Genomic DNA, 12,613 nt, shown 5'->3' with positions numbered 1-12,613 from the left:
GCTCGACCCGGTCGCGAATGACCCGTTGCAGTCATTGGGCCGGAACCCCGACTGCTTGCCTAAGCGCCTTGATAAGCGCGGCCAGGCTCTGGTCGTCCGGCGAGATGACGGCGAGTTGCTCCGCGTAGCCGAGCGCGGCCTTTGCATCGCCCGCCATGCGGCTGAACGAGACGAGCGCCTGCAGAATCTCGCGATCGCCGGGATGCCCCTTCAGGGTATTCTTCAGCATGGTGATGGCTTCATCGCGACGGCCGCTGGAATGCAGCGCTACGGCGTAGACGTAGCGGTAGCGCGGATGATCCGGCTCCAACTCGGCCGCCTTGCGCAACTCGGCGAGTGCGTCATCGGGCCGCTTGAGTCTGGTCAACGTCAGGCCGAGGGCGTAATGTGCTGCGGCCTCGCGCGGCGAAGCCACAATTGCTGAGCGAAGGACCTTTTCGCCCTCGTTGTTCCGGCCAAGTTGCCGGTAGAGGTCAGCCAGATTGATTGCCGCCGTCGCGTATTGCGGGCTGAGCCGTAGTGCGGCCTTGTATTCCGTCTCGGCGTCGACAGTCAGGCCGCGCTGCGCGAGGAAATTCCCGAGCGTCGTGCGCGCTTCCGGTCTCTCGGCGTTGGCGCGTTGCGCTGCGATGAATTCCGCCGCCGCCAGATCGAAGCGCGCGCGATCAGGTGGAGCCTGGCTTGCGGTCGGAACTGACGCAAGCAGCGAAGCTGCCCTGATACGCACGCCGCGCACCGGATCGGACAAGAGCGGGGATACCCAAGCCCAAATCTGATCCGCAGGAACGTTTTCGAGCATGTCAAGAGCGCCGATCCGTACCATCGGATCGGGATCGGCGAGCCCGGTCCGCGCGGCTCCCACATTCGCGGCCGAGACGCGAGTGGCGAGCTCGTTGAGTGCAGTTGCGCGGGCAACGGCGGGGGTACCTCCATCCGCGGCAACTGCGGCAAGTTGTGCCGCAGCGTCGACCTGATCCGTGCGTGCCGCGTGGAATGCAGCTCCATAGGTCTGAAAACCCTTGCGGTTGGGGCCGAACCATTCTTCCACGGCGGCAGCAGCCCATTGCGCCGGCTTGTCGCGGTGACAATCGTTGCAGGCATTCGGCGTTCCAAGTGTCAGGGAAAGATCGGGCCGCGGCACGCGAAAGGCATGATCGTGCCTGGTATCGACGACCATGTAGGTGCGGGCCGGCATGTGGCACGACATGCACGTCGGCGCTGGGTCGACGCTGGCGTGGTGACGATGCCTGGCGTCGGCGTATTTTTCGGGCACATGGCATTGCAGGCAAACGCCTTCGCCCGGGCTGCGAAGCTTTGCGCTGTGCGGCTCGTGGCAATCGCTGCAGGTGACGCCTGCGGCAAACATCTTGCTCTGCTTGAACGGCGTATAATTATAGGCCTCTTCCACATCGCGGATCTGGCCGTCGGCGTGATACGTGTTGCGCGCGAGCGGTTCGACCATATGGGTCTGCGACAGCCACTGGCCGGGCACCCAGTCCTCGTGGAAGCCGGCGCGGCGGGCATGGCACAGCCCGCAGGTCTCGACCTCCTTGCGCAGCGTCGCTGCGGCCGTGCTGCGCCGTGGCATGCCGGTCTGCGCATCGAGCGGCCAGGTCACGCCATGGCGCTCGTCGAAGCGGACGAGCAACCCCTTGCTCGAATCCTCGCGCTTGCCGAATGGCCACCAGCTCTGCTGCTCGCGCGCCCAAGAGGCGTGACCCGAGCCCTGGCCATGGCAGGTCTCGCACCCCACGCTGATTTCGGCCCATGACGTTGCGAAGCGATCCGTCTTGGCGTCGTAATTCTTGCGCACGCCGGTCGAGTGGCATTCCGCGCACATGAAATTCCAATTCTGGTTCAGCCTGGTCCAGTGCAGGATATCGTCGTGTTTGATCTCCTCATTGGGTGAGAGGTGAAACCAGCGCTGGCCGCCTTTGTCCGGCGGACGGCTATCCCAGGCGAGCGAGAGGGCTTGCAACCGTCCGTCGGGGAATTCGACGAGATATTGCTGCAGCGGATCGATGCCGAAGGTGTATTTCACCTCGAACGTTGCGAGCTCGCCGTCGGCGCCGTCGGTCTCGACGAGAAACTTCCCGTCCTTGCGGAAGAAGCGGGAATGGACGCCGAAATAATCAAAACCTTGGTCGTTGAAATTGCCGAGCACTGTGGTGTCGGTGGCGTGCTGCATCGCAGCCTTGTGCTGCGAGCCATCCCACAAGTTTGCCTCGGCCTGATGACAGCCCGCGCAGGTTTCGCTGCCGACGAAATTCGCGACGGACGTGGCCGGTGCTTTCGATGTTGGTCCACTGTTACCGGGGAGGCGGAAAGCGAGACCTAGAGCGAAGATGGCCGCAACTGCGACCACGGTTACAATCCAGACACGGCGTTTCGAGAAGAGGATGGTTTCTGACCTGTCAGGAGCAGGCTGTGGCGCCGCGGCCGGCGAGGGGCCTCCGGCAGACTCCTTCCGCGATCCGCTTTTGGTGCGGGATTTCCGTCGTTTGCCTGCCAACGACAGCCCCTCAGCGCTGCGATCGCCGAAAGGCGATCAAGCCATCCTCCATCAGGATAGCCGGACATATCATCCGCCCGGTCGCCACCAAGTCAAGTGGCGCCGTTCGATGTCAGGAATATCCCGCACCAACGCGGGCCTTGGAGCTTCAATTCTTGTTTCGGTTTTTGCTGGCGCCTCTAAGGGCGGGCGCGGGAGCAGGCGATTTGGCGGGGTCTGCCATCTGCAGGCATGTCAGCAGGTCGACGTAACTGTCGCTCCCGGCCGCGGTCGCCTCGCCTTCGCACTGATTTCTGAGTTCATTGGAATTTGCCAGCCAAACGGCAGCCAGCTGTTGTTGCGCGGCATTCTCGTCGCGCATGCAATCCTCGTAGGACTGGGCCAGGTCCAGGCCCATTGCCTTGTCGGTTGCGACGCTTGCCTTGCAGGTCGCCTCGACATTGAGCTTCGGAACGCGATCACTAACGGGGGTTACCAGTTGGCTTCCAAGCATCGCCATCGATAGCAGCGCAATCTTCATAGTATCCTCCTGCCAAACAGCCTGGGTCACTTCGCAATCGGAGTCTTGGAGCGGTCAGCGCCTGCCGACGCGATTCACAGGGCCGCCGCGATTCATCGCCTCAAATCGATCCGCGTCTTGATACAGCTCAATCCCGCTTGAGTATTGGGCGACAACGAAATGGCCCGCACTTTATTGCCGGACGACCTGCTTCCTGTAAACCCGTCAGTGACGCTGACCTAAAATGAAATCTTGCAATCATCGCCTCGCCGCGTTGATGTGAATCAAAGGCACGCGCTCCACTAGAGCCTGTCCTCAATTAGCGGATTCCCAAGAGGTTCCCCAAGTGATTCATGGGAGGTCAACTTGATTCGGAGTTGACTGAATGCGCCGTTACGCCCTTCGCGACGATCAATGGGACAGGATCAAGAATATTTTGCCGGGACGTGAGGGTCACGTCGGCGCTACGGCCAAGGATAATCGGCTGTTTGTAGAAGCAGTTCTCTATCGTTATCGCGCCGGTATGCCCTGGCGGGATCTGCCGGAACGTTTTGGCGACCCGATCAAGATTCATACCCGATTTTCGCGCTGGGCGAAGAGCGCGGTATGGAAGAAGATGTTCGAGATGCTGGCTGCCGACGCGGACAATGAATACGCCATGATCGACAGCACTATCGTACGCGCGCACCAGCACAGTGCCGGCGCCCAAAAAAAGACAGCGAAGACCAGGCGATCGGGCGCAGCAAAGGCGGGTTGAGCACCAAAATCCATGCCATGGTCGATGCACTTGGCAATCCGTTGGCGTTCCTGCTGACCGCAGGGCAAGCCCACGATTTGGAAGGCGCTGACGCGCTGCTGCCTCAGATGCAGGCCGATACCTTGTTGGCGGACAAGGCCTTCGATGCCGATCTACGTGTCATCGAGCCTCTGCTTGCGGCAGGAAAAACGCCGGTGATCCCGCCCAAGAGCAATCGAAAGCTCCAACGCGCCTACGACAAGGAACTGTACAAAGCGCGCCACCTCATGGAAAACCTCTATTGCAAGCTCAAACAGTACCGAGCCATAGCCACCCGCTACGATAAGACCGCCAGAAACTTTCTCGCCGCAGTCCATCTCGCCGCCGCAGTCATTTGGCTCAATTGAGGACAGGCTCTAGCCACAATATCGCTTCCTCGATGTTGCGCACACTTTATGCGGGGGGTGTTTCACCATGAATTTGCATCGATCATTTTTTTCCGCATTGAGCTTGATGTTCCTTGTTTCGGCTTCGGCGAACGCTCAACAGATCAACGGCGTTCCCGGCTCGCCCAGCGCCACGACAACCATTCCCGGCGACCATCTCCCGGCGCCCCCGGAAAAATTCGGCGGAAAGATCGAACGCGAGGTGACGAAGTCGAAGCCCTACTGGCCCGCGCGCATCGTTCCGCCCAAGGGCGCGCCGAACGTGCTTTTGATCATCACCGACGATTCCGGCTATGGCGTGCCCTCCACCTTCGGTGGCGTCATTCCAACGCCGGCGCTCGATCGGATTGCGAGGGATGGCCTGCGCTACACCAATTTCCATTCGACGGCGTTGTGTTCACCGACCCGCGCGGCGCTGATCACCGGCCGCAATCATCATTCGGTCGGCTACGGAGTCGTCGCCGAGCAGGCCACTGGCTATCCCGGCTACGACAGCATCATCACCAAGGACAAGGCCACGATCGGGCGGATCCTGCAGGACAACGGCTACCATACGGCCTGGTTCGGCAAGAACCACAACACGCCGGAATATCAGGCGAGCCAGGCCGGACCGTTCGATCAGTGGCCGACCGGCATGGGCTTTGAATATTTCTACGGCTTCATGGGCGGTGACACCAATCAGTGGGAGCCGGGCAATCTCGTTCAGAACACCACCCCGATCTATCCCTACGTCGGAAAACCCGGCTGGAATCTGATGACGGCGATGGCGGACGAGGCAATCGACTATATGAATCGCATCAACGCGCTGTCACCCGAGACCCCTTTCCTGATCAAGTTTGCGCCGGGCGCCACCCATGCGCCGCATCACCCGACGCCGGAGTGGGTCAAAAAGATCAGCGACATGAAGCTGTTCGATCAGGGCTGGAACAAGCTGCGTGAAACGATTTTCGAGAATCAGAAGCGGCTCGGCGTGATTCCGCAAAACGCGAAGCTGACGCCGTGGCCGAAGGATCTCATCAAGGAATGGGACCAGCTGAACGCCGACGAAAAGAAGCTGTTCCTTCGGCAGGTCGAAGTCTTCGCCGCCTATGTCGCTTACGCCGACAACGAGATCGGCCGCGTCATTCAGGCAGTCGATGACCTCGGCAAGCTCGACAACACCCTGATCATCTATATCAATGGCGACAATGGCACGAGCGCCGAGGGGCAGCCGAATGGCACGCCCAACGAAGTGGCGATGTTCAACCAGGCCAACCCTGGGGTCGAGGAGCAGCTCAAGTATTTCTATGACGTCTGGGGCACCGACCGCACCTACAACCACATGTCGATCGGCTGGGCCTGGGCATTCGACACGCCGTTCTCCTGGACCAAGCAGATCGTGTCGCATTTCGGCGGCACCCGCCAGGGCATGGCGATCTCATGGCCGACGGTGATCGCGGACAAGGGCGGGATTCGCCATCAATTCCACCACGTCATCGATGTCGTGCCGACCATCCTGGAAGCGGCAGGTATCAACCAGCCGACGATGGTGGATGGCATCAAGCAGAGCCCGATCGAGGGCGTCAGCATGGTGTACACGTTTGACAAGAAGAATGAGACCGCGTCCACGACGCACAAGACCCAGTACTTCGAGATGTTTGCCGATCGCGCGATCTATAGCGACGGGTGGATCGCCAGCACCAAGGTCTTGCGGCCGCCGTGGGTAACGGTTGCCAAGCTGCCGAGCCCGCTCGACTATCCCTGGGAGCTCTATGATCTCAGCAATGACTGGACGCAGTACGAAGACGTCGCGGCCGAGTATCCGGACAAGCTGAAGGAGTTGCACGATCTGTTCTGGAAGGAAGCGGAGAAATACCAGGTCCTGCCGCTCGATTCTTCCGTGGCGGGGCGTCTGGTAACGCCGCGGCCCAGCCTCAGCGCCGGCCGCACGGCATTCACCTGGACGCGGCCGATCACCGGCACGCCGAACGGCGATGCGCCAAGCCTGCTCAACACTTCCTACAATTTCAAGGCGGACGTCGAGATTCCGCAAGGCGGCGCCGAGGGCATGCTGATCACGCAAGGTGGGCGGTTCGGCGGATACGGCTTCTACGTCCTGAAGAACAAGCCCGTGTTCACCTGGAACCTGGTCGACCTCAAGCGTGTGCGCTGGGAGGGACCGGAGCTGACACCCGGCAAGCACGTGGTCGAGTTCGACTTCAAATATGACGGTCTCGGCGCTGCAACCATGATGTTCGGCGACTACAGTGGTATCGGGAAGGGCGGCACCGGGGTGCTGAAGGTCGATGGCAACGCTGTTGCGACCGAGAAGATGGAGCACACGATTCCCTTCATCCTGCAGTGGGATGAGGCGCTCGACATCGGGTCGGATACCGGTACGCCGGTCGACGACAACGACTACGCTACGCCGTTCACTTTCACTGGCAAGCTGAACAAGATCACGCTGAATATCGACCGGCCGAAATTGAGTCCGGAAGACATCAGGCGTCTTGAAGCCGCTGCACGCGCTGCGGGTGACGGACCATCAGCCGATGCCGGCAAGACCTCGGCTGAGGCCGCCGCGCCGGAGGTTTCCAGCGGTGTCGGACTGAGCCTCCTTCAGAAGGTCGAGTTGCGCCTGGACAAGCGCGAGGGTTGCCGCAAACAGGCCGAAGTGCAGAAACTCGGGCTGCTCGAAAGGATTCAGTTCGTCCGCAAGTGCATGGAGTGATTGAGTCTCAGAGTGGGGTTGCAATGACTCGATGCAAATTGGGATTTCGCCTGACCGCGCTCGCGCATGTTTGTTTACGGGCGGAGACCGGAATTATCGTGGGCATCGCGGAAATCGACGCAATTGGACCCGAACCGGACATTGAACCTGATCGGCGCCTGAGAGTGGTAGCTGACATAGGCTGCTATAGTTGAGGGATTGCGCAAGGCACGTCCTGGGCGAGGTCACATGCGACAGCGCGAGTTCATCAAGCGTTCTGGCGGTGCAGCGGCGGCTTGGCCGCTCGCGGCGCGTGCGCGGCAACCGGACACGCTGAGACGGCTGGTCATAGCCGCTTGCCTGGTCCTGCTGGCATCGCCGGCCGCTGCGCTCGAATCGGTCTCCCTGCAGCTCAAATGGAAACACCAGTTCCAGTTCGCAGGCTACTACGCAGCGCTCGAGCACGGTTTCTATCGCAACGCCGGTCTCGACGTCACCATCCGCGAGGGCGGTCCCGATATCGACGTCGCCGAAACGGTTGCCGGCGGCAAGGCGGAGTTCGGCGTCTGCAGCTCCAGCGTACTGCGCGAATGGGTGATGGGCCGCCACCTCGTCGTGCTGGCCGTCATCTTCCAGCAAACCCCGGCCATCATTCTGGTGCCGCGCCGCGCCGAAATCAGAAGCGTCTCGGAATTGCGCGGCCGCACGCTGATGGACGCGCCGGGCAGCGATGAGATCGCGGCGATGCTGAAGCACGAAGGGGTGGATTATGCGACACTGCCGCGCATTGACCACCGGGGCGACCCGCGCGATCTCCTGGCCGGCAACGCCGACGCGATGGTCGCCTACAGCACCAACGAACCGTTCGTCCTTGAACAGCTCGGCGCGGCGTTCCGCACCTTCTCGCCCGCCGCATACGGAGTCGATTTTTACGGGGACAATCTGTGCACCTCCGAAGCGGAGGTAAAGGCCCATCCGGAACGGGTGGCCGCGTTCCGAGCGGCGAGCTTGAAAGGCTGGGCCTATGCGCTGGCGCACAAGGAGGCGACGGTCGATCTGATCCTCAAGACCTATTCGGCAAAAAAGAGCCGCGAGGCCCTGCTGTTCGAAGCAGCCCGCACGGATCTGCTGGTCCGGCGAGGACCCGGCCATATCGGTGGGCAGGATGCTGCGCACTGGCAAAACATCGCCACGACCTATCGCAAGCTCGGGGTGCTCGCTGACGATACGCTGCCAGCGGGACTGATGTGGGACAGAGAAGACGAAATCGAAGGGCGCTGGCTGATCCCACTATTGCTTTTGCCAGTCGGATTGGCGATTGCGGCGCTGGCTGCGTACCGAGGCCGCCGCTCCCTGCAGGGGGCATTGGCCCGGTTCGGAGCGCTTGCGCCGGTCGCCAGGATGGGGCGGCCAAGGCTGAGTTTGGTCATGTCGTTGCTGTTCATCGGCCTCAGCATTCCCATTCTCATTTTCATCCTGATCTACAGTTACAACAAAAATTCAGCCGGCATGGTGTCGATCCTGAACGATGCGGCCGCGCAGACCAGCCGGGCCGGTGTCGAGCGCACCGAAAACTTGATCGAGAGCACTGAAACCCCGCTGCGCTTTCTCGCCGAGGTGGCCGCCGCCGATCCCGGTTATTTCCGCACCGAGCAAAGCAATGATCTCTTGTACCGCACGCTGACTTCTGCCGCGCATATCGACGCCGTCTATGTCAGCTTCGAGGATGGTTATCATCGTGTCGTTACCCGGATCGACGAGGATCGCAGGCGCGGCGATCCTCGTATTCCTGGGGCGGCGAACTGGCACGCCAGCTATATTGATGCGATCACCTTCGGGCTCTCGCGGGTTCGGCATCGCAAATTCTTTGACGTCTGGCCCCACCAGGTCGGCGCATACGATGTCGGCACCGACATCGACATCAGGACTTTACCCGGTTATCAGGCAGCCAAGACGACGCGGGCGCTCGCGGTGACCGAACCTGCAATCAATCCCGACACCGGTTTCCCTATTCTCTCCTTGCGCGTTCCCATCTTCCATGGTGTCGATTTCATCGGCTGCGCATCGGTCAACATCACCATGAACGTGCTGTCGCGCTTTCTGGATGAGCACCGCACCAGCGTGCGCAGCACGACTCTGATTGCCGACCGTAACAACGGCAAGATCATCGCCTTTCCGAACGAGCAGAAGGGGGTGCGCGTCGAGAACGGCAAGCTCAAGATCGCGACCCTCGCCGATATCGACGATCCGGATGTACGCGAGGCCTCTCGCCAGCACGCCGGTGCCGACACCGACAGTCTCGTGTTCCGGTCCCCTGCAAACGGGGAGGATCTGATCGCGGCCTTCGCCAATTTCCCGGATGGCTTCGGCCAACCCTGGCAAGTGATCACGTTGACGCCGATCGACGATTTCGTGGGGACGCTGAAGGCGACCAATCGGTTGATCATGGTGGTGATCGTCATCCTCACCACGATCGAGCTGTTCTTCATCTATTTCGCGTCCACCCGGCTGTCGCGGCCTGTCGAGAACGTGGCGGAGCAATTGCAGGCGATCGAAGGCCTGCGATTCGATATGCCGGTGGCGCGGCCATCCAACATCAGAGAGATCGCGAGGCTGGAATCCGCGGCGTCGCTGCTTCGCAACTCGCTGCAGTCGTTCTCGTCGTTTGTGCCGCTGGATATCGTCAGGCAGCTCATCAAGTCGGGCATCCCGTTGGCCCTGGGCGTTGAGCCGCGAGTCCTCACGGTGTTCTTTTCCGATCTGGAGAATTTCTCAAGCCACTCTGAAACACTCGCGCCGGCCGACCTCCTGCTCCAGATCTCGACCTATCTGGAGGAGGTGTCCGGCGCGATATCGGAAGAGGGCGGCACGGTCGACAAGTTCATTGGCGACGGCGTCATGGCTTTCTGGAATGCCCCGGTTCAACGCACCGACCATGTCCTGCGCGGCTGCGCCGGCGCGTTGCGGGCGGCGCGGCGCATGGAGCGCGTCAACGACGCCTGGGAGGCGGAAGGACGGCCACGAATCCATATCCGGATCGGGCTCAATTGCGCCAACGTTCTGGTCGGGAATGTCGGCTCCTCGGCTCGGCTGAGTTACACCGCCTTGGGAGACGGCGTGAATGTCGCCGCTCGCCTTGAAGGCATCAACAAGGTGTTTGGCACCACAATCTGCATTAGCGATAGCATCTACGATCAGGTGCAGGCCGAGATACTGGTGCGGCCGTTGAAGCGGGTTCAGGTCAAAGGGCGCAAGACAGAGTTCATGATCTATGAGTTGCTCGCTCTCCGCCGCAGCGACGATCCAGAACTTATGATGCGCGATCGGGACGCGGAACTGAGCGCGATGACCTGGAAAGCCTCGCAACTGATGGATGCCGGCGAGTTTCCGGCGGCAGAGCGCGCCTACCGTACCATCTTGGAAAGTTTCCCCGACGATCCGCTCGCCAAACTCATGCTTAAGGATTGCGCGGAAAGCCCTCCAATTGTTCCATCCAACTCCGCTTCGGAAGTAAGTGGATGACCTGGACAGGACACCAGCGCCGACGACGAGGGCGGGGCCCCTGATGTTATATGGCAGTGGCAGCGACCTATCGGCGCGATTCTTCCTGGTTATGGCCGATGTGTCACGGATTTCCATTTCGGGCGTGTCGTAGTTCCTGTCGAAGCAGGTCTTTGTCGGCTTCGTCGGTTACGCCTATCAGCAGATACCGACGACTTCGGTCAGCCAGTTGTTCTCGGCGGCTTCCGCTCGCGCGTTCTCGGCGTCGGCCAGCAGCTTGGTTATATTTTCAGGATTGGAGACAACCCGGCATTTCTCGGCGTGAAGGGATATGGCGAGTTCGATCACGCCAACCGCCCATCGGGCTGGAACACGTGGCTGACGTTCTCGATTTCGGAGGCCGTACCGGCCACGGTGACGCCGACCAAACATCTCATGACGAAATAAGTCGCTTCATTTGATCTGAATCACGATCGCGCGCCTGCGCGACAATGTCGCCTATTGGCCCATTACGACATTTTGCTGCGCTGCCGGATTTGGTCGCTATCGAGCCGCAGCGGATATCGAGCAAGCCATACCGATCAAGCTCGAGTTATGAGCAAGCAATCTGGTCTGAGCCGCCGGTCTGATGGATGCCGGGCTAAGACGCCCGACGGGCAAATCAGTGATTTGTCTGTCAAGCCCCTCGACCCAAATCAGCGTCCCATGTGTATCTCAGTTTGGAGAGAGCCTATTTCGTCATCAGATGCCTGGTCGGCTTTGCTTCAGTTGGCACCGTCGGGGAAATCGCGAACGTCACCAGGTGCTCCAGCCTGGCGCGCGGTTCACTGCACCGAAATCGCCGTATCCTCTCAGGCCCAGGAAGCCCTGCATGTCCCCGACCGGAAAGGTATATCCAATCTGCGGACCGACACCTAAAACGCGTGACCTGAATCCGCCGAGGATCGGGTTCTGACCGAAGTCGTCGGTGATCTGCTGATAGGCGTATCCGGCAACGCCAATGAAAACCTGCTTCGAGATGAAGTGCGCGGCGCCCCAGTCGAAGTGGAAATCGATGCCGTTGCGGTACTGCGTGTCGGGATTCTTGAAATTGTAGGTAAAGCCGGCCGTGCCCGAGAATTCGTTGCCGGTCGCCGGATTGAAGTAGGTGTAGGCGCCGCCGACGTCGATCGTGCCATGGCCGATGCCGAGATTGGCAAGCCGCGTCGGGCTGTAGTCGCCGGCCGGAATGTCGCCGGTGGCATAGACCATGTAATTGTTGACGCCCTGGTTCCAGCGCAGCGTTACGGTCGGCACGACGTCGCCATAGGAGGTCAGCGAATCCGCGAGCACGCCGCTGCGCGTGGCGACAATCGGCCCGGCCACCGCCGTCAATGTCCCGGCGAGACTCCCGGAACTCTTGCCAAACCAGCTTGCCACACCCACGGACAATTGTCCGCCAAGCACCGGCGTCGCGAAAGTATAGGTCGGCGAGAGGACGACGAGATCGGCTCGCCCGCTCAGGCTCAAATTCAAATCGACGTTCACGTTCGCGGGAATTCTGCCTACCGTGATTTGTCTTGCTGCCGCAACGTTGCCTGATGCGCTGACGCTGGAATGGTAATAGACCACACCCATCGCCCAACCGGGGACCTGCGGTGTTGCGGCAAGACTCGCGTACTGTCCCGGAAGCCAGAATGAAACGCCGCCCTCGTCGGCGCGTGAGACTTCGGGGCAAACGAGAAGCGCCCCGGCCATCGCCGCGAAACCAATTCGTGGGAGGATTAATTCAATTGGCATCATTGAAAACCTCCACGCGACACGCAACAAGTAGAAGCCGATTCGGGCCGCGAAGCTCGCAGTAGCGAGATCTACACGTCACCCTCGAGAGTAGGCCACAGTCCGCGCGCGAAATCCGTGACAGATCGGTAACAGCCGAACAAATTTGGAAGTGATGACCACGGTGCCGTGACGCGGCAAAGGTTGAGTCCGTCGCCGCGTCGCGTGAAGCGACATGGCACACGCTGCACATCGTCGATTCAAGACGCGCTAAATCTACCATCAATTCAAAGTTGACGTCTGGAATGAAGCGGATGAGTTTATGAGGCGACCGGACCAAGTACGTCAGCGGCGCTGACCGACACGATCTGTAGTCGTCGAGACACTCGGCGGCCTCAAGAACAGGCAACATCGGGCTAATCCAAAGAATCGGACTACCGCGCATCCGCGATCCTGAATTACGTCAACCCAT

General features: G+C 60.7%; 7 protein-coding genes. 3 read left to right on the top strand and 4 right to left on the bottom strand.

Features of this window, described 5'->3' with window-relative positions:
* Nucleotides 1–31: 31 nt before the first annotated feature.
* Complete coding sequence (locus NL528_RS31150) at nt 32–2,188, bottom strand: tetratricopeptide repeat protein (protein WP_309185087.1); 2,157 nt, start codon at nt 2,186–2,188, stop codon at nt 32–34.
* Nucleotides 2,189–2,660: 472 nt separating this feature from the next.
* Nucleotides 2,661–3,032 (bottom strand): hypothetical protein, encoded by a 372-nt coding sequence (locus NL528_RS31145; protein ID WP_309178200.1) that lies wholly within the window; start codon nt 3,030–3,032, stop codon nt 2,661–2,663.
* 364 nt (nt 3,033–3,396) lie between these two features.
* Here NL528_RS31145 and NL528_RS31140 point away from each other — a divergent pair.
* The 3 genes from NL528_RS31140 (at nt 3,397) to NL528_RS31130 (ending at nt 10,404) form a co-directional block, all read left to right on the top strand.
* A protein-coding gene (locus tag NL528_RS31140; protein WP_309178199.1) for an IS5 family transposase occupies nt 3,397–4,154 on the top strand; the annotation gives its coding sequence in 2 pieces (ribosomal slippage) (nt 3,397–3,736 and nt 3,736–4,154; 759 coding nt in all).
* Between the two features lie 106 nt (nt 4,155–4,260).
* A complete protein-coding gene (locus NL528_RS31135; protein WP_309178198.1) occupies nt 4,261–6,903 on the top strand; it encodes an arylsulfatase in 2,643 nt (880 codons plus the stop codon).
* Between the two features lie 228 nt (nt 6,904–7,131).
* Nucleotides 7,132–10,404 (top strand): ABC transporter substrate-binding protein, encoded by a 3,273-nt coding sequence (locus NL528_RS31130; protein WP_309178197.1) that lies wholly within the window; start codon nt 7,132–7,134, stop codon nt 10,402–10,404.
* Between the two features lie 177 nt (nt 10,405–10,581).
* Here the strand turns inward: NL528_RS31130 and NL528_RS31125 are convergent, their stop codons facing one another.
* Both NL528_RS31125 and NL528_RS31120 read right to left on the bottom strand, forming a co-directional pair.
* Nucleotides 10,582–10,731 carry a hypothetical protein gene (locus tag NL528_RS31125; protein WP_309178196.1) on the bottom strand — a complete coding sequence of 50 codons (150 nt, stop codon included), beginning with the start codon at nt 10,729–10,731 and terminating at the stop codon, nt 10,582–10,584.
* A gap of 447 nt (nt 10,732–11,178) precedes the next feature.
* The gene (locus NL528_RS31120) at nt 11,179–12,162 is read right to left on the bottom strand and encodes a transporter (protein ID WP_309178195.1); all 984 of its coding nucleotides are present in this window, start codon (nt 12,160–12,162) and stop codon (nt 11,179–11,181) included.
* Nucleotides 12,163–12,613 lie beyond the last annotated feature (451 nt).

Source organism: Bradyrhizobium sp. Ash2021, assembly GCF_031202265.1.
Lineage (GTDB): Bacteria > Pseudomonadota > Alphaproteobacteria > Rhizobiales > Xanthobacteraceae > Bradyrhizobium.
The sequence above is the reverse complement of the archived record's forward strand: the minus strand, read 5'-3'. Positions and strand labels throughout refer to the sequence as shown.

Excerpts from the sequence above, each read along its gene's own strand:
- NL528_RS31150 (WP_309185087.1), bottom strand. The coding sequence starts at position 2,188 with ATGCAGCACGCCACCGACACCACAGTGCTCGGCAATTTCAACGACCAA.
- NL528_RS31145 (WP_309178200.1), bottom strand. The coding sequence starts at position 3,032 with ATGAAGATTGCGCTGCTATCGATGGCGATGCTTGGAAGCCAACTGGTA.
- NL528_RS31135 (WP_309178198.1), top strand. The coding sequence starts at position 4,261 with ATGTTCCTTGTTTCGGCTTCGGCGAACGCTCAACAGATCAACGGCGTT.
- NL528_RS31130 (WP_309178197.1), top strand. The coding sequence starts at position 7,132 with ATGCGACAGCGCGAGTTCATCAAGCGTTCTGGCGGTGCAGCGGCGGCT.
- NL528_RS31120 (WP_309178195.1), bottom strand. The coding sequence starts at position 12,162 with ATGCCAATTGAATTAATCCTCCCACGAATTGGTTTCGCGGCGATGGCC.